The organism is Rhodoblastus sp. (assembly GCF_052145335.1).
GTDB lineage: Bacteria > Pseudomonadota > Alphaproteobacteria > Rhizobiales > Beijerinckiaceae > Rhodoblastus.
Genome location: NZ_JBKQOU010000128.1, coordinates 1 through 23,769, shown reverse-complemented (window position 1 = coordinate 23,769; position 23,769 = coordinate 1). Strand labels below are relative to the sequence as shown.

At 60.6% G+C, this 23,769-nt stretch carries 26 protein-coding genes and 1 tRNA gene; 19 read left to right on the top strand and 8 right to left on the bottom strand.

Translation table 11 applies throughout. The features are described 5' to 3' along the window. Positions 1-2 precede the first annotated feature (2 nt). From ACLP2E_RS08890 to trmB, 7 genes are all read left to right on the top strand, one after another. The gene (locus tag ACLP2E_RS08890) at positions 3-1,088 is read left to right on the top strand and encodes a PhoH family protein (RefSeq protein WP_442464624.1); all 1,086 of its coding nucleotides are present in this window, start codon (positions 3-5) and stop codon (positions 1,086-1,088) included. Further along, positions 1,085-1,588, top strand: coding sequence for an rRNA maturation RNase YbeY (gene ybeY, locus ACLP2E_RS08885; RefSeq protein ID WP_442464625.1), 504 nt, complete (start codon positions 1,085-1,087; stop codon positions 1,586-1,588). Before ACLP2E_RS08890 ends, ybeY begins: the two co-directional genes overlap by 4 nt. Continuing rightward, complete coding sequence (locus ACLP2E_RS08880; RefSeq protein WP_442465703.1) at positions 1,575-2,618, top strand: hemolysin family protein; 1,044 nt, start codon at positions 1,575-1,577, stop codon at positions 2,616-2,618. The genes ybeY and ACLP2E_RS08880 overlap by 14 nt, the downstream gene beginning before the upstream one ends. Before the next feature lie 79 nt (positions 2,619-2,697). Next, a complete protein-coding gene (gene lnt / locus ACLP2E_RS08875) occupies positions 2,698-4,266 on the top strand; it encodes an apolipoprotein N-acyltransferase (protein WP_442464627.1) in 1,569 nt (522 codons plus the stop codon). Positions 4,267-4,373: 107 nt separating this feature from the next. Continuing rightward, entirely contained in the window at positions 4,374-4,733 is a 360-nt protein-coding gene (locus ACLP2E_RS08870) for a helix-turn-helix domain-containing protein (RefSeq protein ID WP_442464628.1), read from the top strand. 134 nt (positions 4,734-4,867) lie between these two features. After that, positions 4,868-6,064: a methionine adenosyltransferase gene (metK, locus tag ACLP2E_RS08865; RefSeq protein ID WP_442465702.1), complete on the top strand. Its 1,197-nt coding sequence runs from the start codon at positions 4,868-4,870 to the stop codon at positions 6,062-6,064. Positions 6,065-6,078: 14 nt separating this feature from the next. Next, a complete protein-coding gene (gene trmB, locus ACLP2E_RS08860) occupies positions 6,079-6,789 on the top strand; it encodes a tRNA (guanine(46)-N(7))-methyltransferase TrmB (protein ID WP_442464629.1) in 711 nt (236 codons plus the stop codon). Here trmB and ACLP2E_RS08855 read toward each other — a convergent pair. After that, positions 6,776-7,576, bottom strand: coding sequence for a M48 family metallopeptidase (locus ACLP2E_RS08855; protein ID WP_442464651.1), 801 nt, complete (start codon positions 7,574-7,576; stop codon positions 6,776-6,778). The two genes, trmB and ACLP2E_RS08855, sit on opposite strands and share 14 nt — an antisense overlap. Positions 7,577-7,622: 46 nt before the next feature. Then, complete coding sequence (gene mutM / locus ACLP2E_RS08850; RefSeq protein WP_442464630.1) at positions 7,623-8,507, bottom strand: bifunctional DNA-formamidopyrimidine glycosylase/DNA-(apurinic or apyrimidinic site) lyase; 885 nt, start codon at positions 8,505-8,507, stop codon at positions 7,623-7,625. A gap of 88 nt (positions 8,508-8,595) precedes the next feature. Here mutM and ubiE point away from each other — a divergent pair, with 88 nt between their 5' ends. The 9 genes from ubiE (at position 8,596) to ACLP2E_RS08805 (ending at position 16,683) form a co-directional block, all read left to right on the top strand. Beyond that, positions 8,596-9,399 carry a bifunctional demethylmenaquinone methyltransferase/2-methoxy-6-polyprenyl-1,4-benzoquinol methylase UbiE gene (gene ubiE, locus ACLP2E_RS08845; RefSeq protein ID WP_442465701.1) on the top strand — a complete coding sequence of 268 codons (804 nt, stop codon included), beginning with the start codon at positions 8,596-8,598 and terminating at the stop codon, positions 9,397-9,399. A gap of 17 nt (positions 9,400-9,416) precedes the next feature. After that, positions 9,417-10,976 (top strand): 2-polyprenylphenol 6-hydroxylase, encoded by a 1,560-nt coding sequence (ubiB, locus tag ACLP2E_RS08840; RefSeq protein WP_442465700.1) that lies wholly within the window; start codon positions 9,417-9,419, stop codon positions 10,974-10,976. Positions 10,977-10,989: 13 nt separating this feature from the next. Further along, on the top strand, positions 10,990-12,237 hold the full coding sequence (coaBC, locus tag ACLP2E_RS08835; protein WP_442464633.1) for a bifunctional phosphopantothenoylcysteine decarboxylase/phosphopantothenate--cysteine ligase CoaBC: 1,248 nt from the start codon (positions 10,990-10,992) through the stop codon (positions 12,235-12,237). Next, positions 12,238-12,699 carry a dUTP diphosphatase gene (dut, locus tag ACLP2E_RS08830; protein ID WP_442464634.1) on the top strand — a complete coding sequence of 154 codons (462 nt, stop codon included), beginning with the start codon at positions 12,238-12,240 and terminating at the stop codon, positions 12,697-12,699. Between the two features lie 118 nt (positions 12,700-12,817). Then, entirely contained in the window at positions 12,818-13,801 is a 984-nt protein-coding gene (gene cysK, locus ACLP2E_RS08825) for a cysteine synthase A (RefSeq protein WP_442464635.1), read from the top strand. Positions 13,802-13,925: 124 nt separating this feature from the next. Then, complete coding sequence (locus ACLP2E_RS08820) at positions 13,926-14,699, top strand: enoyl-CoA hydratase (protein ID WP_442464636.1); 774 nt, start codon at positions 13,926-13,928, stop codon at positions 14,697-14,699. A 157-nt stretch (positions 14,700-14,856) separates the two neighbouring features. Next, positions 14,857-15,129 (top strand): 30S ribosomal protein S20, encoded by a 273-nt coding sequence (gene rpsT, locus ACLP2E_RS08815; protein ID WP_442464637.1) that lies wholly within the window; start codon positions 14,857-14,859, stop codon positions 15,127-15,129. Between the two features lie 121 nt (positions 15,130-15,250). Then, positions 15,251-16,339 carry a heat-inducible transcriptional repressor HrcA gene (gene hrcA / locus ACLP2E_RS08810; protein WP_442464638.1) on the top strand — a complete coding sequence of 363 codons (1,089 nt, stop codon included), beginning with the start codon at positions 15,251-15,253 and terminating at the stop codon, positions 16,337-16,339. A gap of 35 nt (positions 16,340-16,374) precedes the next feature. After that, positions 16,375-16,683, top strand: coding sequence for a SemiSWEET family sugar transporter (locus ACLP2E_RS08805; RefSeq protein ID WP_442464639.1), 309 nt, complete (start codon positions 16,375-16,377; stop codon positions 16,681-16,683). A gap of 17 nt (positions 16,684-16,700) precedes the next feature. Here ACLP2E_RS08805 and ACLP2E_RS08800 read toward each other — a convergent pair whose 3' ends face one another. Further along, positions 16,701-17,273, bottom strand: a complete 573-nt coding sequence (locus ACLP2E_RS08800; RefSeq protein ID WP_442464640.1) for a L,D-transpeptidase — start codon at positions 17,271-17,273, stop codon at positions 16,701-16,703. A gap of 98 nt (positions 17,274-17,371) precedes the next feature. Here ACLP2E_RS08800 and mepA point away from each other — a divergent pair, with 98 nt between their 5' ends. From mepA to ACLP2E_RS08785, 3 genes are all read left to right on the top strand, one after another. Further along, positions 17,372-18,325, top strand: a complete 954-nt coding sequence (gene mepA / locus ACLP2E_RS08795; protein ID WP_442465699.1) for a penicillin-insensitive murein endopeptidase — start codon at positions 17,372-17,374, stop codon at positions 18,323-18,325. Positions 18,326-18,424: 99 nt separating this feature from the next. After that, a complete protein-coding gene (locus tag ACLP2E_RS08790; protein WP_442464642.1) occupies positions 18,425-19,825 on the top strand; it encodes a malonyl-CoA decarboxylase in 1,401 nt (466 codons plus the stop codon). A gap of 56 nt (positions 19,826-19,881) precedes the next feature. Then, complete coding sequence (locus tag ACLP2E_RS08785) at positions 19,882-20,181, top strand: acylphosphatase (protein ID WP_442464643.1); 300 nt, start codon at positions 19,882-19,884, stop codon at positions 20,179-20,181. Between the two features lie 25 nt (positions 20,182-20,206). On the opposite strand, the gene ACLP2E_RS08780 is transcribed toward ACLP2E_RS08785, so the two are convergent. The 5 genes from ACLP2E_RS08780 to ACLP2E_RS08760 all read right to left on the bottom strand — a co-directional run. Beyond that, a tRNA-Ala gene (locus tag ACLP2E_RS08780) sits at positions 20,207-20,282 on the bottom strand. Positions 20,283-20,538: 256 nt separating this feature from the next. Next, positions 20,539-20,907 (bottom strand): TIGR02300 family protein, encoded by a 369-nt coding sequence (locus ACLP2E_RS08775; RefSeq protein WP_442464644.1) that lies wholly within the window; start codon positions 20,905-20,907, stop codon positions 20,539-20,541. A 283-nt stretch (positions 20,908-21,190) separates the two neighbouring features. Next, positions 21,191-21,757, bottom strand: a complete 567-nt coding sequence (locus ACLP2E_RS08770) for an HNH endonuclease (RefSeq protein ID WP_442465698.1) — start codon at positions 21,755-21,757, stop codon at positions 21,191-21,193. A gap of 392 nt (positions 21,758-22,149) precedes the next feature. After that, complete coding sequence (locus tag ACLP2E_RS08765) at positions 22,150-23,031, bottom strand: 3-hydroxybutyryl-CoA dehydrogenase (protein ID WP_442465697.1); 882 nt, start codon at positions 23,029-23,031, stop codon at positions 22,150-22,152. Positions 23,032-23,100: 69 nt separating this feature from the next. Then, positions 23,101-23,769 (bottom strand): electron transfer flavoprotein subunit alpha/FixB family protein (locus tag ACLP2E_RS08760; RefSeq protein ID WP_442465696.1); only part of this gene is annotated, 669 nt, incomplete at its 5' end.

The window sequence follows — 23,769 nt, the reverse complement described above, 5'->3', positions numbered from 1 at the left end:
TCATGGCGCTTACGGACGGAACGTCGGGCCATTCGCCCGGGCAGGCCGAGCAAAACGCGGATTCCGTCTCATCGGATCTGACGCTGGCTCTGTACGACAATCGCACGGCGTCAATGGTTTTCGGCCACTACGACCAGAATCTGGCTCGAATCGAACGGCGGCTGAATGTCGTCCTGAACGCCAATGGCAATCATGTCGTCATCAAGGGTCCGGCGGAGGCCGCGGGTCATGCGCGGCGCGTGTTGCAAATTCTTTGCGAACGGGCCAGGTCCGGTGAACCAGCGACTTTGGGCGATGTCGATGGCGCGATTCAGGAATGCGCCTTGCAAGGCAATCTGTTTCCCAAGGAAACTCCGCCGACGCCTCGCTCCACCTTCGAACAGATTTCAACCCGCAAGAAGGGCGCGGTGCGCGCCCGCACCGCCGCGCAAGACCTTTACATCCGCGAATTGCGGCGTTTCGAACTGGTTTTCGCCGCCGGTCCGGCCGGCACCGGCAAGACCTGGCTCGCGGTCGGCCATGCGGTGGCCATGCTCGAACAGGGCGCCGTCGAACGTCTGATCCTGTCGCGTCCAGCGGTCGAAGCCGGCGAAAGGCTGGGTTTTCTGCCGGGCGATATGCGCGAAAAAGTCGATCCTTATTTGCGGCCGATCTACGATGCCTTGCAGGATTTCATGGACCCGCGCATGGTCGAACGCGGGATGCAGACCGGCATGATCGAGGTCGCACCGCTGGCTTTTATGCGGGGACGCACTTTGTCCAATGCGTGCGTCCTGCTGGACGAGGCGCAGAACGCCACGACAATGCAGATGAAAATGTTCCTGACCCGATTGGGCGAAGGATCGCGCATGATCGTCACTGGCGATCCGACCCAAACCGATTTGCCGCCTGGCCAGAAATCCGGTTTGAGCGAAGCAATTTCCCTGCTCGCCGGGCTTGAAGGCGTGGGTCATGTGACCTTTCGCGAGGAAGATGTGGTCCGGCACGATCTGGTTCGCCGCATCGTCGGCGCCTACGAGGCGGCGGCTCGGCGGGTGAACGAGGCGCCGGCGCCTCGCTCGAATCGCGACAAGGACTGGTCGCCATGAGCCTGGCCATCGAAACCAGGATCGATTGCGCAAGGTGGAGCGCGCTGGAGGGCCTTGACTTCCTGATCGCCGCCAGTCTGCAGGCGGCGCTCGAGGAGAGCGGCGACGATCTGCCCGAAGGCGCCGTCGTCAGCCTGCTTTTTTGCGACGACTTAGCGATCCGAGAGCTGAACCGGCAATTTCGCGGAAAGGACAAGCCAACCAATGTCTTGTCCTTTCCCGGCCCCGGACCGGTCGAAACCGCGCATTTTCTTGGCGATATCGCGATAGCCTATGAAACCGTCGCGCGCGAGGCGCAAGAGCAGGGCAAATCGCTTGAACAGCATTGCCGTCACATGATCGTTCACGGCTTCTTGCATCTTCTTGGCTACGACCACGAAGAAGACGAGGAAGCCGAGGCGATGGAGGCTATGGAAATCCGCATCCTGCGGCGAACGGGCGTTGATGACCCTTATCGCGAGGACCACAGAAAAGAGACGGTCGGCAATGAGCGCGCCTGAACGGGACACGGACGAAACCGCATCTGGCGAGCGAAGTCCGGGCAAGCAAGGCGGCTCGGTCATTGAGCGTTTGCGCGCATTGTTTGGAATGAGCGGCGCCTCCATCCGCGATGATATCGAGGATGCCTTGGACGACGCCTCGATCGCCGACGATTTCAGCCCTCAAGAACGCGCCATGCTCAAGAATGTGCTGGGCATGCATGAAATCAGGGTCAGCGACGTCATGGTGCCTCGCGCCGATATCATTTCGGTCTCGATCGACTTGTCGCTGGCGGAGGTTTTGATGACGTTTCGCACGGCGGGACATTCCCGCCTGCCGGTTCATGGTGAGACGCTCGACGATCCGCGCGGAATGGTTCACATCCGCGATTTCGTTGATTTCGTAGCCGCTTCGGCGGAAAAGATGCTCGCCCAAAGGCGAGGCAAACCGAGCGGCGCGGCCTCCGCATTGGAAACGTTGACCGGTGCGACAGAAGCTTCGAGCGCCCGTTACATTCCGATCGATTTGTCGATCCCCCTTGAGGTGGCGGGCATTTTGCGGCCGGTGCTCTATGCGCCGCCTTCGATGCCGGCGCTCGATCTGCTCGTTAAAATGCAGGCGACCCGCACGCACATGGCGCTAGTCATCGACGAATACGGCGGGACGGATGGCCTCGTATCGATCGAGGACATTGTTGAAGTGATCGTCGGCGACATCGAGGACGAGCATGATTTCGCCGAAAATCCGAAAATCGAATGTGTAGCGCCGGGCGTCTATGCCGCCGACGCCCGCGTCGGGCTGGAGGAAGCCTCGGAAATCACCGGACTCGATCTGAATGTCCACGGCGAGCGCGAGGAGGTCGACACGCTCGGCGGCCTCGCCGCCGCTTTCGCTGGTCGCGTGCCGATTCGCGGCGAGGTCGTTGCCAGTCCCGACGGTGATTTCGAATTCGATATTCTCGATGCTGATCCGAGACGCCTGAAACGTCTAAAATTGCGCCTGATCGATTCGAAAGCGGCCCGTGGGCAAGCGCAGGAAAGCCCGGCGTGATCCCCTTAAATTGATTTCACGAAATATTTCGAAAGATCGGTGCTTCCTCTCCTAACGCCGATCGAGCCGGAAAAGCCCAATGCTGTTAATCGCCCAGCGCGTCATCCTCGCCGATTCATGGCCGCGCCGCCTGATCGCCTTTGGCGGGGGCGCGTTCGGCGCCTTGGCATTGGCGCCCATAGGCTTTTTTCCCGCCTTTTTTGTTCCCATGGTTCTGGCGGTCTGGCTCATCGACGGGTCCGGCGGCGAATCCCTTTGGGCGAGCTTGCGCCGTGCGGCGAGCGCCGGTTGGTGGATGGGATTTGGCTATTTCATCGCTGGGCTGTGGTGGCTTGGGGCGGCGTTCCTGGTGGAGGCCGAAAGATTCGCCTGGGCCTTGCCGCTTGGGGTTTTGGGCCTGCCGGCGGGCCTAGCTTTTTTCACCGCTTTGGGATTTTTTCTGGCGCGGTTGATATGGTCTTCCGGCGCGGCGCGGATTTTTGCGCTCGCGGCAGGATTGGCTTTCGCGGAATGGTTGCGCGGCCATGTGCTCACCGGTTTCCCCTGGAACGATTTCGGCATGGTCCTCGGCGGCAATCTGGTCTTGGCGCAAGCTGCGTCGTTCTTCGGCCTTTACGGCCTGACCTTGCTTTCGGTTCTGCTTTTCGCCTCTCCCGCATTGTTCGCCGACGTCAAGCCAAATCGGCCTTTTCTCGCCGCTGCGGCTATGGTCATGGCGGGGCTGGCGATTTTCGGCTGGTGGCGTCTTCAGGCGACAACGGAGGAGATCAAAAGCGCCAAATTACGCATCGTTCAGCCCAATGTTCCGCTCGACGAATTCCGCGCCGACCGCGGCGATGAATTGCTCGAGCATTACCTGCGCCTGTCCGATCGATCGACTTCGCCGCAAACCACCGGGGTCGCCGACGTCACCCACCTGATATGGCCCGAATCGGCGTTTCCGTTCATTCTTTCGCGCGATCCGGCAGCTTTGGCGAAGATGGGTTCGCGGCTGCAAAATGCTGTTCTCTTCACGGGCGCGGCGCGGGTCGAAGGCGATGGACGCGAAGCTGAATATTTTAACGCCGTCGAAGTGATCGCCGGAGGAGATATCAAGGAAAGCTATGACAAAATGCATCTGGCGCCCTTCGGCGAATATATGCCCTTCGCCTATTGGCTCGCCCAGGCCGGAATCACGCAATTTGTCGCTATTCCAGGCGGGTTTGAATCGGGGGCTTCGTCGCGGCTCCTGACCTCTCCTGGCCTGCCGCCCGTATTCCCGATGGTCTGTTACGAATCGATTTTTCCCGACGAAATCGCCGACCGCATAAACAGCGAGGCCGTGCGTCCCGGGCTGATGCTGAACGTTACCAACGATGGATGGTTCGGAAACACGCCTGGACCTTATCAGCACTTCGCGCAGGCGCGGCTGCGGACCATCGAACAGGGCCTGCCGATGGCGCGAGCGGCCAATACAGGCATATCGGCGATTATCGACCCTTTGGGACGAATCATCGCGTCGGCTCCTGTCGGCGTCGAGGCTGTCCTTGATGGATCCTTGTCTCGATCCCTGGAGCCAACGCTATTTTCCAGACACCCTCGATCGATTCCGATGATCTTGTGGATTTTTGCTCTCATCGGAGCCTATATTCGTCCACGTAGCATTTGACTTTAAGTCAAGCTGTGTCGCAAATAAGGCCCATGAGTCTGCAGGCTGGATCTCCCGTGACCAAAGTCCCCAACCCAATCGACCGGCATGTCGGCGCGAGGGTGCGCATGCGCCGGATGCTGATTGGCATGAGCCAGGAAAAACTCGGTGAAGCGTTGGGGCTGACCTTCCAGCAAGTGCAAAAATACGAAAAGGGCACCAACCGGATCAGTGCCAGCCGCCTCCAGCAGATTTCCGAAACCCTTAGTATTCCGCTGGCCTATTTTTTCAAAGGCGCGCCGGTCTCCGATGGCGCCGTTGCTGGCGGGTTTGCCGAAAACGCTACCGAAGACAATTACGCCAGTGACTTCGTCATGACCGCGGAAGGCTTGAGTCTCAACCGCGCTTTCGCGCGTATAACCGATCCCAAGGTGCGCAAGAAAATCGTCGATCTGGTTACAACGCTTGCCGAAGGCGGAAAGAGCTGAAGAAGCGCCGTGTCGTTCGTTTTATCGAACGATTTTTGGCTAAAAGCTTGACGAAACGAACGGCCTCCATTTAAACCATCCAGACTTTGGCTCGCCCTCTCGGCGCGGCGGCACTTGTTCATGGGAGGCAGTTCGTGGCTCGCAGCGATTTTCTGTTCACAAGCGAATCGGTATCCGAAGGTCATCCCGACAAGGTCGCCGACCGGATTTCTGACGAAATCGTGGATCTTTTCTTTCGGGAAGGCGAGAAGGCGGGGATTGACCCCTTCCAGATTCGAGTCGCCGCCGAGACCATGGTGACGACAAATCGTGTGATTATCGCCGGCGAAGTGCGCGGACCCGCCATTTCCCACGAGAAAATCGAGCAAGTCGCACGCCAGGCGATCAAGGACATTGGTTACGAACAGGCCGGCTTCCACTGGGACACGGCGAAAATAGAGATTCTGCTGCACGAGCAGTCCGCGGACATCGCCCAAGGCGTGGACGCCGCGGGCAACAAGGACGAAGGCGCCGGCGACCAAGGAATCATGTTCGGTTACGCCGCCAATGAAACGACCGATTTAATGCCGGCGCCGCTGCATTATGCGCATAAGATTCTCGAAAATCTCGCCAAGGCGCGCAAATCCGGCGACGGCGACGCGATCAAGCTCGGACCGGACGCCAAGAGCCAGGTCACGGTTAAATATGTCGGGGGCAAGCCGGTTGGAGTGACACAGATCGTCCTTTCGACCCAGCACGTCGATGAAGACCTGACCTCGGATGACGTGCGGCGGATCGTCGAGCCTTATATCGTCAAGACCTTGCCTGAGGGCTGGGTTTCCGATCAGACGGTCTGGCACGTCAATCCGACCGGCAAATTCGTCATTGGCGGTCCTGATGGCGACGCGGGCCTCACCGGACGCAAAATCATTGTAGACACTTACGGCGGCGCCGCACCGCACGGCGGCGGCGCTTTTTCGGGGAAGGATCCGACCAAGGTGGACCGCTCCGCCGCCTACGCTGCGCGCTATCTCGCCAAGAATGTCGTCGCCGCGGGTCTGGCCGATCGCGTCACCATCCAGCTCTCCTATGCCATCGGCGTCGCCGAACCTTTGTCCATCTATGTCGATGCGCACGGCACGGCCAGGGTGGACGAGGCGGCGCTGGAAGAAGTGCTGTTCAAGATCGTCCGCCTGTCGCCGCGCGGCATCCGCGAACATCTCCATCTCAACCGCCCAATCTACGCGCGCACCTCCGCCTACGGCCATTTTGGCCGTCAACCTGACGCCGACGGCGGCTTTAGCTGGGAAAAGACCGATCTCGTCGAAAAGCTAAAGGCGCACTTCGCCTGAAAAGCTGAGAAGGCATGAGCGAGCGCAAGGCTGGAGAACCGCGTCGCGAGCGACGCGACGCGGGGCTTTACGGCAGGCGCAAGGGTAAGACCCTGCGCTCCTATCAGGCTGGCCTGATGGAGACGCTGCTGCCGAAACTCCGCGTTGTTTCTGCCGTGAGCCTCGCCGACCCTTTCGGCCTTTTCGAAGGCCGGCCTGACGATCTGCGACTCGAAATCGGCTTTGGCGGCGGCGAACATCTCGCGGCCGACGCGCAGGCACACCCGGAGCGGGGCTATTTCGGTTGCGAGCCTTTCATCAATGGCGTGGCGAAACTTTTGGCCGAAATCGATGTTCGCGGCCTGAGCAATATTCGTCTCCATCCAGGCGACGCGAGCGATTTGATCGATGTTCTGCCCGCCGCGAGCCTGTCTGGAGTTTGCCTGTTTTACCCCGATCCCTGGCCTAAAAGGCGTCATCACGGGCGCCGGTTCGTCTCCGACGCGATGCTGGCTCGTCTGGCGCGAGCGATGCGTCCCGGCGCGGAATTACGTTTCGCCACCGATATCGACGACTACGCCGGCTGGACGCTGGCGCGCATCCTGCGTTCTCCAGACTTCGTCTGGCCGGCGCAAAGGGCCGTCGAGTGGCTGACGCCTTGGCCCGACTGGCCCGGCACGCGCTATGAAGCCAAGGCTTTGCGCGAAGGGCGGCGTCCGGTTTATCTGACCTTCATTCGCCGTTGACGTCCTCATCTCCGTCAGCCTGCGGACGGCGTCCGTAACGGTGCAATTTTGCGCCATGCGCCTTCAGCCAGGCTTCCGCCAGTTCAGTTCGGGGACAGAGGCTTTTGGTAAGGGCCCAGAATTTTTCTGAATGGTCGTGATGGCGCAGATGCGCCGTTTCATGCGCCGCGAGATAATCCAGGACGAAGGGCGGCGCCATGATCAGCCGCCAGGAAAAATTCAGCGCGCCCTTGGCGGAGCAGGAGCCCCAGCGGCTAGATGTATCGCGCAGGGAAAGCGCAATAGGGGCGCGTCCCACAGCCGCCGCGTGACGTCGCACGGCCTGCTCGAGATCGCGTCGCGCCTCGCGACGCAGAAAATCCAAGATTCTCCGCTCGAAATGTGCCGGATCTCCGCCGGCGCAAAGGGCTGGAATTCCATCCTTCTGCTCCAGCCAAACGGCGCCGCGTCTTTCGCCTGCTTCTCGACGACTCGTGTCGTGACGAAGCACATGCTCAACGTCGCGCAGAAAGATACTTGCGCCAGGCTCGAAAGGCAGGCGCTGCGGTAGCCGCTCGAGGCGCTGGGCGATCCAATCGGCGTGATTTTGCGCGAATTCCTGGGCTTGGCGCAAACCGGCGCGGAGCGGCATGGTCAGAACGATGTCGCGCGTCGCGGCGCGTACACGGAGCGTAAGCCGGCGCGCCGTCGCCACCCGTTTGAGCGCGATGCGGAAAGTCGCTCCCCGGTGCGCGATCTGGATTTCGCTGACCGCCTTTTTTGGGGCTCCGCCAAGAAACCTCAGCATGGTTTCAAAACCAATCGCCGTTTTCGCCAATGGCTCTCTCCTGAGATCAGTTCTGGCATGTCGGGCAAAAAAAGGTCGAACGACCATTTTGAGTCTGTCGAACGATTGTCCCCCTACAGGAGGGCTTTGCGCAAGCTTCGCCGGTGCGCCCGTAAACATGAAATTGATGCTGGAAATAGCCGAGCGAGCCGTCGGCCTGGCGATGGTCGCGCAGCGATGAGCCGCCGGCCGCGACGGCCTCCTCCAGCACATTGCGAATGGCGCGGACAAGCTTTTCTGCTGCCCTGGCGGGCGCACCATTGGCCTTGACCAGATCGCCAGCCGGGCGGGTGGGCGACAGGCCGGAACGGTGCAGCGCCTCGCAAACATAGATGTTTCCGAGTCCGGCGACCAATTTCTGGTCGAGAAGGGCGGATTTGAGCGGCGTTTTCCTTCCCGCGAAAAGCTTTGCCAAGATCCCGGCGTCGAAAACATTGGATAGCGGCTCGACGCCGAGTTCGGCGAAAAAGGGATGCGCCTCCAGCTCTGCTTCCCGAGCAAGAGTCATGAAGCCGAAGCGGCGCGGATCATTGTAGATCACCCGCGCATTCTCGACATGCAGGATGACGTGATCATGCGCCGGGTTCTTCGAGCGTGGCAAAGCGAAGGCGCCCGGAGGTTCGGCGCAGGCGTCGTCAGGGGTTTCGATGCGAAAAGCGCCGCTCATGCCCAGATGCGCGATCAGCGCCGCGCCGTCGTCGAGCGGCGCGATCAGATATTTCGCGCGGCGGTTCAGCCCGATGATTCGTCGTCCTTGCAGATTTTCGGCGAAATCTGGCGGAAAGGGAAAGCGCAGATCGGGCCGCCGCAATTCCACGCGTAAAATGCGCGCGCCGACCATAGCCGGCGCCAGGCCGCGCCGCACTGTTTCGACCTCCGGCAATTCGGGCATTTCGTCCCTTTCATTTCTCTCTGTTGCCCGATAGATAGCCATCCGCGAGCGGCCGCGCTATGGTCCGCCCGTTTCGGGAGTGGACAAGATGCAAGACGCCCAATCGCCAGGCTCGACGCAAGATACGGGCGCGAGCCAGAACGGCGAGGCCAGCACCCATTTCGGCTATTCGCAAGTTCCGCTCGGCGAAAAGCAGGGACTGGTCAATGACGTGTTCCACAAGGTCGCGCATCGCTACGACATGATGAACGATCTGATGTCCGGCGGCCTGCATCGCGTCTGGAAAGACGTGCTGGTCGGCAAGGTGCATCCTTCACGACGGGCGCCGTTCAACCATCTCGATGTGGCGGGCGGCACCGGCGACGTCGCCATTCGTGTGGCGCGGGCCGGCGGTCCGCAAACCAGGGTCACCGTCCTCGACATCAATGGCGACATGCTGGCGGTGGGGCGCGAAAGGGCGGAAAAGAAGGGTTTTGGCGAACAATTGACCTTTGTCGAAGCCAATGCCGAGGATCTGCCTCTTCCGTCGAATGAATTCGACGCCTATACGATCGCGTTCGGCATTCGCAACGTGCCCCGTATCGAAAAAGCTTTGGCTGAAGCTTATCGCACGCTCAAGCGCGGCGGTCGCTTTCTTTGCCTCGAATTTTCCCATGTCGAGGCGCCCGTGCTCGCTAAAATCTATGAAACCTACTCCTTCTCGATGATTCCGCTGATCGGCCGCCTCGTCGCTGGCGAAGCGGAGCCCTATCGCTATCTTGTCGAATCGATCCGCCAATTCCCCTCGGCCGAGGAATTCGCCGCGATGATCGAAAGGGCAGGGTTTCAGCGGGTCGGCTTCACCCGCCTGACCGGCGGGGTCGTCGCCATTCATTCCGGCTGGAAATTATAAGAGATCGGGCGTAATCCGTGTTGGCATCTCTCGGCCATGTCCTGCGGCTCGGCCGCGCCGGCTTCATTCTGGCGCGCGAAGGCGTATTTTCCGGCGTCGACCCGTCCGATTTGCCGACCGAAGCGCGGCTGGCTTTGGCGATGGCAGCGTTGGTCGCACGTCGTGACGGCGGCTTGGAGCGGCTGGCGCCGGCCATCGCCAAGCTCGGGCCTTCTTATGTCAAGCTCGGCCAAACGCTGGCGACGCGTCCCGACGTGGTCGGAGTAGATGTGGCGCGTGAGCTTGAGGCCCTGCAGGACCGGATGGAGCCGTTTTCTCATGATGTGGCGGTGGGCGTCATCGAAAAGGCTTTTGCGCGGCCCCTTTCAGATGTTTTTACGGACCTTAGCGAGCCGGTGGCCGCGGCCTCAGTGGCGCAGGTGCATCGCGCGACGATCGTTGAGGACGCCAAGACAAAACCCGTCGCGGTAAAAGTCCTGCGGCCGGGCATAGAACGCCGGTTTCGGCGCGATCTCGGCGACATGTTTTTCGCCGCACGAATGGCGGAAAGAATCTCGCCAGAAGCGGAACGGCTTAATCCGGTCGGCGTCGTAGAAACCCTCGCTCGTTCGGTCAAGATCGAGATGGATTTCCGGTTGGAGGCCGCCGCCGCCTCGGAATTCGCCGAAAATACCGAGGGCGACGACGATTTTCTCGTCCCCAAGGTGGATTGGGACCGCTGCGCCCGCGAAGTCCTGACGCTGGAGTGGATCGACGGCATTCCGCTTTCCGATGTCGAGGCATTGCGTCGCAGCGGAGCCGACCTGCCACGAATCGGCCGCACCCTGATCCAGTCTTTTCTGCGTCATGCGGTCCGCGATGGCTTTTTTCACGCCGACATGCACCCCGGCAACCTGTTCCTGACACCTGAAGGCCGGCTGGCGGCGGTGGATTTCGGCATTATGGGGCGGCTCGGGCTGAAGGAACGACGTTTCCTGGCGGAAATCCTCTACGGTTTCATCACCCGGGATTATAAGCGCGTAGCGGAAGTGCATTTCGAGGCGGGTTATGTGCCGGCGCATTACCGGGTCGATGATTTCGCGCAGGCGATCCGCGCCGTCGGCGAGCCGATCCATTCGCGTCGCGCCGATGAAATCTCGATGGCCAGGCTTTTGACCCTGCTGTTCGAGATCACCGCGCTTTTCGACATGCGGACGCGGATCGAACTGGTCATGCTGCAAAAGACCATGGTGGTGGTCGAAGGCGTGGCGCGCTCGCTCGATCCTCGCCTCGACATGTGGTCCACGGCCGAGCCGGTGGTGCGAAGCTGGATGGAGGATAATCTCGGTCCGCGAGGGAAAATGGCGGACGCCGGCCACAGCCTTGCCGCCTTGGCGCATGTGGCGGCGCAAACGCCGGACATGCTGACGCGCGCGGGCCGGATCGTCGAGAGATTCGAGACGATTACGGAACGCGGCCTGACTCTGGCCCCGCAGACGGTGGCCGCATTAGGAGCGGCGCAGTCGGCAGGCCAGCGATTCTGGCGCTATGGTTTCGCTCTTTTTTTGTTGCTAATCCTTCTGCTGCTCTGGCGCTGAGGAGACGCCCGCTATGGCGACGCCCACGAAAAACCCGTCCATCCTGCTGATTGTCGGCGGCGGCATAGCCGCCTACAAAAGCCTCGAGCTGATACGGCTGTTACGTAAAGCGGAAGTGCAGGTCCGCGTCGTCCTGACCAAGGCCGGCAGCGAATTCGTCACGTCTCTTTCGCTGGCGAGTATTTCCGAAAACAAGGTTTACGAGGATTTGTTCTCGCTGACCGACGAAACCGAAATGGGCCATATCCAGCTGAGCCGGCAGGCCAACTTGATCGTCGTCGCGCCGGCCACCGCCGATTTTCTCGCCAAGGCGGCGCAGGGCCTCGCCAACGATCTTGCCTCGACGCTGCTGCTCGCCTCGGACAAGCCCGCGATCGCCGCGCCTGCGATGAACTGGCGGATGTGGACCCACCCTGCAACTCAGCGCAATCTCGCCCGATTGCGGGCCGACGGGATGATGTTCATCGGGCCTAACGACGGGGTGATGGCTTGCGGGGAATATGGTCCCGGCCGCATGGCCGAGCCAGAAGAAATTTTCGCGGTCATTGTCGGCGTTCTGGAGCGGAGCGAAGGTTCGGCCAAGCCTTTGACGGTCAAGCTTTTGACGGGAAAAAAAATCGTGGTCACCGCCGGGCCGACGCACGAGCCGATCGATCCGATCCGCTATATCGCGAATCGCTCATCCGGCAAGCAGGGCTACGCCATTGCCAAAGCGGCGAGCGAGGCGGGTGCGGAGGTCACCCTGATTTCCGGTCCTGTTGCGCTTGAAACGCCGCAGCGCGTCGCTCTCGTGCGCGTTGAGACGGCTCGCGAAATGGCGGCGGCGGTCGAGGCCGCTCTGCCTTGCGACATTTTCATCGCCGCCGCGGCTGTTGCCGACTGGCGCGTCGATGGCGGCAGCAGCCAGAAGATCAAGAAGAGCGGCGGCGCCCCTCCCCCTCTGAATCTGGTCGAAAATCCTGATATTCTCGCCGGCGTGGCGCGCCGTTCTAAAGACCGTCCGCCGCTGGTCGTCGGTTTCGCCGCCGAAACCGAAAATCTGATCGACCATGCGCGTGAAAAACTCGCGCGCAAGGGCTGCGACCTGATCGTGGCCAATGACGTTAGCGAGGCCGCAGGGGTCATGGGCGGCGACGAAAACACCATGGTGCTGGTGAGCGCCGGTGGAGAGACGGCTTGGCCTAAACTAGACAAGGACGCGGCGGCGCGCCGGCTCGTGCACCATCTGGGGCAAAATCTAGCAAAGTTTGGGAGCGTTTAGGTGGAAATCAAGTTCAAGCGCCTGCCCCACGCGGAGGGCCTGCCGCTTCCGGTCTATCAAAGCGCTGGCGCGGCGGGTCTTGATCTGGTCGCCGCCGTTCCAGCCGACGCACCCCTGCTCTTGCCTCCGGGAGGTCGCGCCCTGATCCCGACCGGACTGGTTATGGAACTGGCCGCCGGTTACGAAGCGCAGGCGCGGCCGCGTTCGGGGCTCGCCCTCAATCACGGAGTCACCGTGCTGAACGCGCCCGGCACGATCGATAGCGATTATCGCGGCGAAATTGGCGTCATTCTCATCAATCACGGTGACAAGTCGTTCGAGATCGCGCGCGGCGCCCGCATCGCCCAACTCGTTATTGCCCCAGTGACGCAGGCGCGATTGACCCTCGCGGAGGAAGTTTCGGCGACTCGCCGCGGAGAAGGCGGTTTCGGCTCGACGGAGAAGGGCGCTGGCTCTGTCTGAATGCATCGGAGGGACCCATTTCTTTGCGAGAGTCATTAGTCGACAGATTTTGTCAGCTTTGTTAGTCTGGCCCGGATAGACCCTGGAAAGGGCGCCAAGCGCCTAATGGAGCAGAGAAATGACCTACGCCATCAAGCCTGACACCACGGCCAAAGCGCCGGGACGCGGAAAGATTTATGATTCCATCACCGATACGATCGGCGATACGCCGCTGGTGCGTTTAAACCGGATCGCCGCCGAGCGCGGGGTCAAGGCCAACTTGCTCGCCAAGCTGGAATTCTTCAACCCGATCGCCTCGGTCAAGGACCGTATCGGCGTCGCGATGATCGACGCGCTTGAAGCCCAGGGAAAGATTGAGCCCGGCAAGACCGTTCTGATCGAACCGACCTCGGGCAATACCGGTATCGCCCTGGCCTTTGTCGCGGCGGCGCGCGGCTACAAGCTGCAATTGGTCATGCCGGAATCGATGTCGATCGAACGACGTAAAATGCTGGCTCTTCTTGGCGCTGAACTGGTTCTTACCCCTGCCGCGCAGGGCATGAAAGGCGCGATCGCCAAAGCCGTCGAACTGGTCGCCGCGACTCCGGGCGCCGTTTCCCCCGCGCAGTTCGAAAATCCCGCCAATCCCGATATTCACCGCCGCACCACGGCGGAGGAAATCTGGAACGACACCGATGGGGGCGTGGATATCGTGATTTCCGGCGTCGGCACCGGCGGCACCATCACCGGCGTCGGCGAAGTGCTCAAGGCGCGTAAGCCTGGCGTAAAAATGATCGCGGTCGAACCGGTGGAATCGCCGGTCCTCTCCGGCGGCCAGCCCGGCCCGCACAAGATTCAGGGTATTGGCGCCGGTTTCGTGCCGCCTGTCCTCGATCGTGGCGTAATTGACGAGGTCGTCACCATCGACAGCGCGACGGCGCTCGAGACGGCGCGGCATGTTGCGCGGATCGAAGGCATTCCAGTCGGCATTTCCTCCGGCGCCGCCGTGGCGGCGGCGCTGCAGGTCGCGGCGCGGCCGAGTTCAGAAGGAAAGAACATCGTCATCATCATTCCCTCCTTCGCCGAACGCTATCTGTCGACGGCTCTTTTCGACGGGCTTTAATTTCCAAAAGCCCATTAAAACAAACAACTCTGATCCGATCGAAATCGGATCCGGGTTCCGGCCCTCTTCCAAAATCTTTCCGGCTCCGTTAACCATTCGGCAACCGAGCCGGAAAGGGCGTTGCATGAATTATGAAAACATCATCGTCGAAGTTCACGGCGCCGTAGGGCTCATTCGCCTTAACCGGCCCAAAGCCCTGAACGCGCTCAATTCGGCCCTGATCTCCGAACTCAATGTTGCGCTCGACGACTTCGAGAAAGATCGCGCCATAGGCGCGCTGGTTCTCACCGGTTCGGAAAAGGCTTTCGCCGCCGGCGCCGATATCAAGGAATTGCAGGCGCTGACCTATATGGACGCCTATCTCAGCGACACGATCGCCAGCTGGGAGAGGCTGTCCTTTTTTCGCAAGCCGGCGATCGCCGCCGTGGCGGGCTTCGCGTTGGGCGGCGGCTGCGAACTGGCTATGATGTGCGATTACATCCTCGCCGCGGAAAACGCCAAGTTCGGCCAGCCGGAGATCAAGCTCGGCATCATGCCCGGCGCGGGCGGAACCCAGCGGCTGACCAGGGCCGTCGGCAAGGCCAAGGCCATGGAAATGTGCCTCACCGGCCGACTGATGGATGCGCAGGAGGCGGAGAAGGCTGGGCTCGTCGCGCGCATTGTGCCCGCCGACAAGCTAGTCGAGGAGGCAATGCTGGCGGCGACGTCGATAGCGGACAAGTCGCTGCCCATCGCCATGCAGATCAAGGATTGCATCAATTCAGCGCAGGAAATGACGCTGACGCAGGGGGTGAAATTCGAAAGGCGGAATTTCCACGCCGCTTTCGCCACCGAGGACCAGAAGGAAGGCATGGCGGCGTTTATCGCCAAGCGGCCCGCGCATTTCCGAGACCGCTGAACTGGAATCGCGCGCTCGCCCGAAATCGCGCGTTGACGGATCGCCCGTTTCGCGCTTATAAGCCCCTCTACTCGCGGCGCCTGCAAAATGGCGCCGTCATCGTTTTTCGACTGCGCGGCCCAAAAACTTTCGGTCGGCGCTTCGTCCGGGGAAAATCATGGCCAATACCAAATCGGCTAAAAAGGCCGTCCGTCAGATCGCCCGCCGCACCGCGGTGAACCGTCAGCGCCGCAGCAAGATGCGCACTTTCGTCCGCAAGGTCGAGGAGGCCATCCTCTCCGGCGATCAGACGGCCGCGCAGACAGCTCTCTGCGTCGCCGAGCCGATCCTGATGCGCGCCGCCCAGAAGGGCATCGTTCACAGGAATACCGCCTCGCGCAAGGTTTCTCGCCTGACTGCCAGCGTCGCCGCGCTCGCCAAAAAGGCCTGATTTTCGATTTTTCTAAGATTGCCAGCCCTGCCGGGTCTCCTGGCGGGGTTTTTGACTTTGATGCAGCAACGAAGGCGAAGCGCCGCTTGCGTAGGAATGCGCGACGCGCGAAAATCGCCGCATGGCTTCCAATCCCGAATTTCCGACATCCAGCATCGGCGCCCTGTCCCGGCTCAATGAGCGATCGCGGGAGATATTCAAGAATATCGTCGAATCCTATCTGGCGCACGGCGAGCCGGTTGGCTCACGACACCTATCGCGTATCCTGCCCATGTCTCTTTCCGCAGCGTCGGTGCGCAATGTCATGCAGGATTTGGAGGAATTGGGGCTGGTTTTTTCGCCCCATACCAGCGCGGGACGCTTGCCGACCGAACTGGGCTTGCGTTTTTTTGTAGATTCGCTTTTGCAAATCGGCGATCTGACCGATCAGGAGCGCAGCCGTATTGAGACGCAGATCGCCGCTGCGTCGCGCGACAAGACTATGAACGAGGCCCTTGCCGAAGCGGGAATGTTGCTCTCCGGCCTTTCTCGCGGCGCCGGGGTAGTGTTGACCAGCAAGGAGAATAACCGCCTAAAACAGGTCGATTTCGTCCGGCTGGAGCCGGAAAAGGCTTTGGCCATCCTAGTCTCGGAAGACGGTTCGGTGGAAAACCGCATCCTGCCGGTCCCCGCCGATTTGCCGCCCTCGTCGCTGATCGAGGCAAGCAATTATCTAAATGCGCGGGTGCGCGGCCGGACTTTGGCGGAGGTGCGAGACGAGATCGAGATTTCGCGCGCCGCCGCCCAGAGCGAACTCGATGTCCTGACTGCCAGGCTGGTGTCGGCGGGACTTGCGGGATGGGCGGGCCCCGCCGGCGCGGCGCAAAATCTCATCGTGCGCGGCCAGGCCAATCTGCTGGAGGATCTCACCGCCCTGGCCGATGTCGAACGCATCCGGCTACTTTTCGACGACCTCGAAACCAAACGCGATGTCATCGATCTGTTGGCGCGGGCGGAAGACGGCGAGGGCGTTCGCATTTTCATCGGCTCAGAAAACAAACTTTTCTCGCTTTCCGGATCCTCGATGGTAGCCGCGCCTTTCCATGATTCGCAACGGCGGATCGTCGGAGTGCTCGGCGTGATCGGTCCGACGCGGCTGAATTACGCTCGGGTGGTGCCGATGGTCGATTATACAGCGCGTGTCATGGCGCGGTTGTTCGGCGGAGTATAATGCGAGCGCAAGTCTGCCAGTGAAGGAATGCGCGGGTGAACCTCAATTCGGAAATCGTCGGCTTCGTCGCCGGCACCTTGACGACTTTGTGCTGGACGCCACAAGCGATCAAAATCCTCCGCAGCCACGACGCCCAATCGATTTCGTTGATCACGCAGGTCGCATTCGTCATAGGCTGCTCATTTTGGCTGCTCTATGGCGTGCTGATCGGCTCCGCCTCCATCATAGTGTTCAATACGGTGACGGTGGCGCTTAATCTGCTGATCATCGTGCTCAAGCTGCGCTGCGATGCAGATGAGAAGGACCGTTTCCACCAGAACCCCATTTCCGATCCAGTCGATTAGAAATGCGCGCTCTATTCTTATCGCAGCAGGATCGCCCCGAATATTCGCGCCGGGAAATCGTTGTGATGATCCGGCGCATAGGAGAGAACCGAAGACGGTTTGCCGCGATGGTTGCTGGCGTAATGGTGGCGATGATGGCTGCTCGCGCTGGCGAAAGGCATGCTGGGAGGCGGCGAGCCGACGATCTGGATCGTGGCGCCCTCGGCCCGCACCAGGGAAAACAGCGTGGCCGCATTGGCCGGCGATATGCGGACGCAGCCATGCGAGGCGGGACGGCCGAGCGAGGCGGTTTCGTAAGTGCCGTGAATGGCGTAGCCGCCGCGGAAGAAAATCGAATGCGGCATCGGCGAATTATGGTACTTTTTCGACCGATGCATGGTTTGCAGGCTGACCGCCGAATAGACGCCGCGCGGTGTGACATAACCGGAACGGGCCGAGGAGATCGGCCAGGAAAAAGAGGCGCCGCTGGATGCAGACACATACATTTGCTGCGAGGAGAGATCGACCGTGATGCGCACTCTTGCCTGAGCGGCAAGCGGGATCGCGAGAATGGCGAGAAAAACAAAAAGGAGCCGAGTAATTTTACGCATGACGCGCCCCCCAATGAACCGAAAACTGATGCACGTGAGCCTAAGTTCCCAGCTCGCGTCGCCGCGGTAAAGTTCAAACTGAAATAAAGGTTGATGAAATGCCGTTAAGAATAAGGCTTGATCTTCTGGCTGTCGGCCTGATCGCGACGGCGTTGATGATATTTCCTCTTTCCCTTGCCCCGCTGGCGCAGGAAAAAGGATCGGTCGATCCAAAGCCATTGCCGCCGTTGGCCCATCCCGACGATCCGTCGACGCCAGCCAAACAATTGTTCGGCCGCGTCAACCAGCCTGCTGCCGACATGGCCGCGCGTTCGATCGGCTTTTACTCGCACGGCTGCCTTGCGGGAGCGAAAGCGCTGCCGGTCGACGGAGAAACCTGGCAGGTTATGCGCGTTTCGCGTGACCGCTACTGGGGCCATCCCAATCTCGTCAAGTTTCTCGAACATCTTTCAAGCCGCGCGCCTCAGGAGGCGGGGTGGCCGGGCATTCTGGTCGGCGACATGTCGCAACCGCGCGGTGGCCCGATGATCACCGGGCACGCTTCGCATCAGATTGGCCTGGACGCCGACATCTGGCTCACGCCCATGCCCGACCGGAGGCTGAACCGGCGAGAGCGCGAAGAAATGTCAGCGGTCAATATGGTGCGCGAAGACGGGCTCGACGTCGATCGCTCGGTATGGACCGCGGGACAACTGGCTATCATCCGGGCGGCGGCGCGCGATTCCGGCGTCGAACGTATTTTTGTCAATGCTGCGATCAAGAAGGCCCTCTGCCGCGACGCGACGGGCGACCGCTCCTGGCTGCACAAGGTGCGCCCCTATTATGGGCATAATTATCATTTCCACGTCCGTATTTCCTGTCCCGACGGCGCCGACCTGTGCAAGGAGCAGGATCCCGTTCCGCCGGGCGATGGCTGCGACGCCGCATCCCTCGACTGGTGGTTCAAGCCATCCATCCTGCATCCAAGACTCAATCCTCACGCCAAACCTGCACCGCCCCTGACCATGGCGGCCCTTCCGCCCGAATGCAGGAAGGTTCTGATCGCCAAGTGACGCGGCCAAGCGTGGCAGGGCGGGCGGTCGGCGCCTTTGCCTTAATTTCACTTGTTTTACGCCCGAACCTGTCAAAACCGACTAAAGGACGAGCGCGACATGAGCAACGCCTTCTTTTCAGACCTGCTGACCAGCATTGCCGAAGGCGGACGCAATCTGCTTGACCGGAAGAACTGGACCGCAAGCGATACGCCGACGGCGGCGGTGGGCGTGCTGGCCTTGTGCGAAGCGGTGCTATCGGGGCGCGGCGAAGCTTCGGCGGCGGCGATCGCCCGTGAGGCGCTGGACGCCTATGCGCGATTGCCTGAAGCGGAAAAAATGGAGTTTTTCGAGAGCCTGGCGCGCGATTTCGGACCGGATCGCGAACGACTGGCCCAAGCGGTGGCGGCTTACAGCCGCAACCCCGACGCGGCGACCGCGTCGAACCTGCATTATCGGACTGAACCGCGCCGCCAGGAATTGTTTCGCCGACTCAACCGCGCGCCGGGCGGCACCAAGGACCTCGTCGGCATGCGCGCAGATTTCCGCAAATTATACCAGGGCAATCCGGAGCTGGCGCTAGTGGACGCGGATTTCATCCACCTGTTCGCGTCCTGGTTCAATCCCGGCTTTCTCGTGCTGCGTCATATCGATTGGGGAACGCCGGCCAATATTCTCGAAAAGATCATCCGCTACGAGGCGGTTCATCAAATACGCGACTGGGACGATCTGCGTCGCCGAATCAGTCCGCGAGATCGGCGCTGCTACGCCTTTTTCCACCCGGCTTTGGTTGATGAACCCCTTATCTTCGTCGAAGTGGCGCTGACGACGACCATGGCGGACAATGTGCAGGCTCTGCTGGCGGCAGACCGCACACCGGAAGACGCCGAAAAAGTCCGCACGGCGGTTTTCTATTCGATCTCCAATTGCCAGGAGGGCCTGGCGGGGGTGTCCTTCGGCAATTTTCTCATCAAGCAGGTCGTTGTCGCATTGCGCCGCGAACTGCCCAGGCTCGATCAATTCGTCACCCTGTCGCCGGTCCCAGGCTTCATGAATTGGCTATTGACTGGAAGGGACCCGGCTATCGCGGGACTTGACCAGATTGTTCGCGAAATGGTGAAAACGCCCGACTGGATCGACAGGCCGGAAATGGCGGAAATGGCGCGGAGGGCTTTGGAGCCGCTGGCGGCGCAATATTTCTTGAAGGCCAAGACTGCGGGCGGACGTCCGATCGATCCCGTGGCGCGGTTTCACCTCGGCAATGGCGCCCGACTGGAGCGTATCAACTGGCTCGGCGACCGCTCGGACAAAGGTTTGCGCGAATCTGCGACGATCATGGTCAATTATCTTTACGATCTCGACGAGATCGAACGGAACCATGAGGCTTTCGCCAACAAGGGCGAGATTGCCGCCTCGAGCGCCGTGCGGAAATGGGCGCGCGGCGAGTCGCGCTCCTTATTCTCGCGTCAGAACGCTGGCGGACCGCAGGGGCTTGTCGAAAAGATTACACGGGAAATGTGACAAGGTTTGTCCCCGCCCGGGGCTGTGCGAATGGATTGGAGGCTGGTCGGCTATTTATGGGTGAGAAAGTCGTGCAGGTTCGCCACGTCTTTGTCGAGGGCTATGTTCAGGGCGTCGGCTATCGCGCGTTCGTGTGCAGATGGGCGCAGCGGCTCGGTGTTTCTGGCTGGGTGCGCAACCGGACCAACGGCGAGGTCGAGGCGTGGGTTCGGGGCACTGCGGATGCTCTGGACGCGCTTATGGCGGAAATGCGACTTGGCCCGAGCGGAAGTGAAATCGCCCGTCTTCGGATCGTCGAAGGCGATGGAAACGGTGAGAAGCCTACCGGCGCTTTCGTCATTCGCAAGACTATTTAGCGGCCTTGAATGATCGAAGGCGATTTGGTGGAGCCAGACGGAATCGAACCGACGACCTCTTCAATGCCATTGAAGCGCTCTCCCAACTGAGCTATGGCCCCACTTTTTCAACCTCGGCCTTTGGGAAGGCCAACCGCAGCGCGGCGAGGCAGTGGGCGGCTGTATAGCGGCAAGGCGACCATGCGACAAGCCCCTTGATCGTCGCTGAGGGAAAAATTTACGAAATGCAAAAAACCGTCGTTGTCGGTCACTAAAATCCGGGGCCCTTTGAAGTTGTGGCTCGGACGCGAAAAAATTACGCCCGCTCCGAAAAAACGGAACGGGCGTAGAAGGCAATGTTCGACCTGGCAGAAAAAATCAGGCTTCTTCGTCAGTTTCGATGTCGCCGTCGATAAGATTGGAGACGTCGTCGCTATCCTCTTCTTCCTCTTCGAGGAAGGTGTCGTCCGCGGCGTCGTCGCCAAGATCGACATCGTCGTCCACAACGGCTGCGACCTTGTCATCGGTGGCGTCAGCGTCCTCAAGCGAGACAATTTCCGCGCCGGCTTCGGGCAATTCAGCTTCCTCGTCCTCCGCGGCGGCGGCGCGGGCGGCAGCGCGCGACAGGGCCGGCGGTTGGAATGTCGCGCCGCATTTTGGGCAGAAGATGGGGTCTCTGTTCAGATCGAAAAATTTCGCGCCGCAATTCTGGCACTGGCGCTTGCTGCCGAGCTCCGGTTTGGCCAATGGTCTAAATCCCCTGTCGTCGTCCTCCGCCAAGGCCCGGGTGGTCAATGGCTATCGGACGGTGGGGTTATTCGCGCGCCGCGCCGCTGTCAATCCGCATTGATTGCGAATCGTTACCTAAAGAGCATTTTCAGGCTGAGTGGACTGGATTGTGCTTCTCCTAAGAAAAAGCGTAAGAGCAAAAAATGAGAGCCCAATCGGTCCAAAAAAGCTGAAGCGCTCTATATTTTGAAACCGATCCGGCTTGCAAAAGCGCATGTCCGCTGCGGGGCGAAGTCGTCGCCTAGCGTTCCAGTTCCGCGTCCCAATAGAGAAAATCGTTCCACGTCTTATGGAGTTCGCTATTGGCCTGGGGAAGGCGCCGGGCGATCGTATCGAGCTGATAGGGCGAGGGCTCAAACGGCTGGCGCCGCAATTTCAATCCCGCCTGCTTGGGCGTCATATCAGCCTTCAGCAGATTGTCGCGCTGGCAGCAGGCGACGATATTAGACCAGACTGTCTGGCCGCCTTTCGAGCGCGGCGTGACATGGTCGAAGGTCAGATCTTTGGCCAGGCCTTTCTGACCACAATATTGGCAGGTGAATTCGTCTCGCAGGAAAACATGATACCGCGTGAAGGCAATGGTCTTGCGCCGATGATAAGCTTTGAGCGCGACGACTGACGGCACCTCGAAAGACTTGTTGGCGGAGCGGACCACGACGTCGTCATAAGACGCCACGGGGTAGACGCGGCCCTTGAGCAAGGCCACCAGCGCGTCCTGCCAGCTCCAAATCGACAACGGCGCCCAGGAGACTGGCTGCATGTCGGCATTCAGTACAAGAGTGCGCAAATTGGCCACGGAAGCGTTCATGTCGTCCTCCGCCAGATAAGTTCAGTGGAGTGCCGACTTCGTTCGAACAGCAGCTTAGAGCCGGGATGAAGGAATGAGGCTCCGACGGTGGACGACTTTTTAAGCGCAGCTTCCTCGGCGGTCGTTTCTACATTCGGCGCTCGTTGACGCCGAAGCAGAGACGACGCGGCGATCACGCCGCGCCTCCCGTCCTGGGTTTTTGCGTCGTTTGAACCGATTTCAGGGACGAAAAGAGGTATGCCGGGCAAAGCGCCAGCATAAATCTTGGCTTGACATGTTGAGTCATTGCATGCCTCGTCCAAATCAGCCCTTTCGGGGACCGAATCTCCGATAGCTATAATGTATAGGCGCGATGACGGCTTTGTGAAGGCGATTCTCGACGATGCATCGATTTAACGCGTCGGTACGGGTACGCCGCTGCGATAATCATAGAATCCGCGTTGTGTCTTGCGGCCAAGCCACCCCGCCTCGACATACTTGACCAGTAAAGGGCAGGGACGATATTTTGAATCGGCGAGGCCTTCATGCAACACCTGCATGACCGAAAGGCAGGTGTCGAGGCCGATGAAATCGGCGAGTTGCAGCGGTCCCATAGGATGGTTGGCGCCGAGCCGCATGGCCGTGTCGATCGCATCCACCGAGCCGACGCCCTCATAAAGCGTGTAAATCGCTTCATTGATCATCGGAAGCAGAATGCGATTGACGATGAAGGCCGGAAAATCCTCGGAGACGGTGACAGTCTTGTGCAATTTTTCGATATAGGCGCGGGCCGCCTGGAAGGTTTCGTCCTCCGTCGCAATGCCGCGGATCAGTTCGACCAATTGCATGCGCGGCACCGGATTCATGAAATGAATGCCGATGAAACGACTAGCCCGGTCGGTAATCGACGCCAGCCGTGTGATAGAAATGGAGGAGGTGTTTGTTGCGATAATGGCGTCTTTTTTAAGATAAGCGCAAAGACTGCTGAAAATCTTGCGTTTGACTTCTTCGTTTTCGGCCGCCGCTTCCATCACCAGATCGGCGTCGGACAACGCCGCAAAATCAGGAGCCGCCTTGATGCGCGCCAAAGCTGCCTTTTGATCGGCGGCGGAAATTGCTTCGCGCTCGACCAGACGGCCGAGATTGGCGTCGATCCTGCTTAGGGCGGCTGCAATCCGGTCTTCCGACAGATCGTTCAGGACGACGTCAAATCCGGCGAGCGCGCTGACTTGCGCAATGCCGCCGCCCATCTGTCCCGCGCCGATGACGCCGATTTTGCGAATTTCAAAAGCCATGACCAATTCCCGAGCGGTTCTTAAAGTCGGCGGCGATCATAGGTCACAATCGCTGCCGGCGCATCTAGTCTAACGTCCGACCTTCGTCAGCTCATCGGCCAGTTCCGGCAGGGCCGTGTAAAGATCGGCGACGAGGCCATAGTCGGCGACCTGGAAGATCGGGGCGTCCTCGTCCTTGTTGATGGCGACGATGACCTTGGAATCCTTCATCCCCGCCAGATGCTGGATCGCGCCGGAAATCCCCACCGCGATGTAAAGGTCCGGCGCCACCACCTTGCCGGTCTGGCCCACCTGCCAATCGTTGGGCGCGTAGCCCGCGTCCACCGCCGCCCGCGACGCCCCCATCGCCGCGCCGAGCTTGTCGGCCACCGGCTCGATATAGGTCTTGAAGTTCTCGGCGTTCTGCATCGCCCGGCCGCCCGAGATGATGATCTTCGCCGAGGTCAGCTCCGGACGGTCGGATTTCGCCAGAGCCTCGCTCTTGAACGCCGACAGCGCGCTTTCGCCCGAAGCCGTCACCGCCTCGATCGGCGCCGAGCCGCCCGCGGCCGTAGCGGCGAAGGCGGACGCGCGCACCGTGATCACCTTCTTGGCGTCGCTCGCCTGCACCGTCTGGATGGCGTTGCCGGCGTAGATCGGCCGCTCGAAAGTGTCGGGCGAGATCACCCTGGAGATTTCCGACACCTGCGCCACGTCGAGCAGCGCCGCGACGCGCGGCAGCACGTTCTTGCCGGTCGA